Below are 1,920 nucleotides of genomic sequence, written 5' to 3'. Positions count from 1 at the left end.
GGTCAGGATCGCGCCCAGTACCGCGCCCATGCCGTTCGGCAGGAAGCCTTGGGTATCGAAGATGTGCGAAACACCGCTGACCTGGCTGTTCGGCAGGAAGCCGAAGATCGCCATGACACCAAGAATGATGAAACCGATGATCGCCAGGACCTTGATCAGGGCGAACCAGAATTCGAACTCACCGTAGTTCTTCACGCTGAACAGGTTGGTCACGGTCAGCAGCATGGTGATGACCAGGGCAAATGCCCAGATATCCACACCAGGGAACCAGGCGTGCAGGATGGTCGCGGCGGCGTTGGCCTCCAGTGGGATTACCAGCACCCAGAACCACCAGTACAGCCAGCCGATGGTGAAACCGGCCCAGTGACCGATCGCACGGTCGGCATAAGTCGAGAAGGAGCCAGTGTCTGGCGAAGCGACAGCCATTTCACCGAGCATGCGCATTACCAACACCACCAGCATGCCGGCAGCGGCATAGGCCAGCAGTACGGCAGGGCCTGCGGCGGCGATGGCATGACCCGAGCCTACGAACAGGCCGGCGCCGATAACACCGGCAATCGACAGCATGGTCACATGACGCGGTTTAAGCCCCTGTTCGAGGCCATTAGAGCTTGGGGTACTGCTCATTGAAACTACCTTTGTAAGGAAAGCGAATGCACTCAACCCGTTTGCCATTCCTTCTTGTAAAAAGAAACAAACGAGGCGTTCCGGAATCTGCACGCAATAATTGCGCCAAAATGTTTCAGAACCTTCTAATCCGCTGTTCTCAACCAGACCGGACAGTCATCGCAAGTCGTTGAAATTAATGGCACTTTGCCATTTCGTTACCCTGCGACTCACATTACGGACGAAATCGCGCACCGGAAACACACCCCAAAAACTCCTCGGCGCACAATAAAAGTGCAGTTCGGCAGCGTTTGGCCGGTTAGCGCTTCCCACCCCCCGCCAAAGCTGGCAACATCGCGCCCTTTTTTACGCGACAGCCCATCGGTTTCCGGTTCAAACGGCTGTTCGGTTGTTGATGGGGCGACAGTCTGCTTTGCCGATGCGACAACCTGCCACATGCCGGCCGCTTACCGCCCCCAGCGCTGTTGGCTGCCCTTGAAACGCTATGCTAGCTTGGCCGCCTCGCCTGGAAGGCCGCCAACAGCAGGAGCGCAACATATATGAGGAACAACGCACATGGCTGAGGCCACGCCCGCGCTTGAAATTCGCAACCTGCACAAACGCTACGGACAGCTTGAGGTGCTCAAGGGTATCTCGCTGACCGCCCGCGACGGCGATGTGATCTCGATCCTGGGTTCTTCCGGTTCCGGCAAGTCCACGTTCCTGCGTTGCATCAACCTGCTGGAAAACCCGCACCAGGGCCAGATCCTGGTGGCCGGCGAAGAACTCAAACTCAAGGCCGCGAAAAACGGTGAACTGGTTGCCGCCGACGGCAAACAGATCAATCGCCTGCGCAGCGAGATTGGTTTTGTGTTTCAAAACTTTAATCTGTGGCCGCACATGACCGTGCTCGACAACATCATCGAAGCCCCGCGCCGCGTGCTCGGCCAGAGCAAGGCCGAAGCGACCGAAGTGGCCGAAGCCTTGCTGGCCAAGGTCGGCATCGCCGACAAGCGCCACGCCTACCCCGCGCAACTGTCCGGCGGCCAGCAACAACGCGCAGCCATCGCCCGCACCCTGGCCATGCAGCCCAAGGTCATCCTGTTCGACGAGCCGACCTCCGCGCTTGACCCCGAAATGGTCCAGGAAGTACTTAATGTCATCCGCGCACTGGCCGAAGAAGGCCGCACCATGCTGCTGGTCACCCATGAAATGGGCTTCGCCCGTCAGGTTTCCAGTGAAGTGGTGTTCCTCTTCGCGGGCAAGCCTCGCTCCTACAGGTATCGTGTCGTGCGCATCATTTGTGAACGACAT

The 1,920-nt window shown here is 58.4% G+C and carries 2 protein-coding genes; one reads left to right on the top strand and one right to left on the bottom strand.

Features of this window, described 5'->3' with window-relative positions:
* Positions 1 to 627, bottom strand: a 627-nt coding sequence (locus ACQKP2_RS32700) for an amino acid permease (RefSeq protein WP_427582365.1), incomplete at its 3' end; no start/stop codon positions are given.
* A 555-nt stretch (positions 628 to 1,182) separates the two neighbouring features.
* Between ACQKP2_RS32700 and ACQKP2_RS32695 the strand changes: the two genes are divergently transcribed.
* Positions 1,183 to 1,920, top strand: a 738-nt coding sequence (locus tag ACQKP2_RS32695; RefSeq protein ID WP_427582364.1) for an ABC transporter ATP-binding protein, incomplete at its 3' end; no start/stop codon positions are given.

Source organism: Pseudomonas sp. NPDC089569 (assembly GCF_050280625.1).
Taxonomy (GTDB): Bacteria; Pseudomonadota; Gammaproteobacteria; order Pseudomonadales; family Pseudomonadaceae; genus Aquipseudomonas.
The sequence above is the reverse complement of the archived record's forward strand: the minus strand, read 5'-3'. Positions and strand labels throughout refer to the sequence as shown.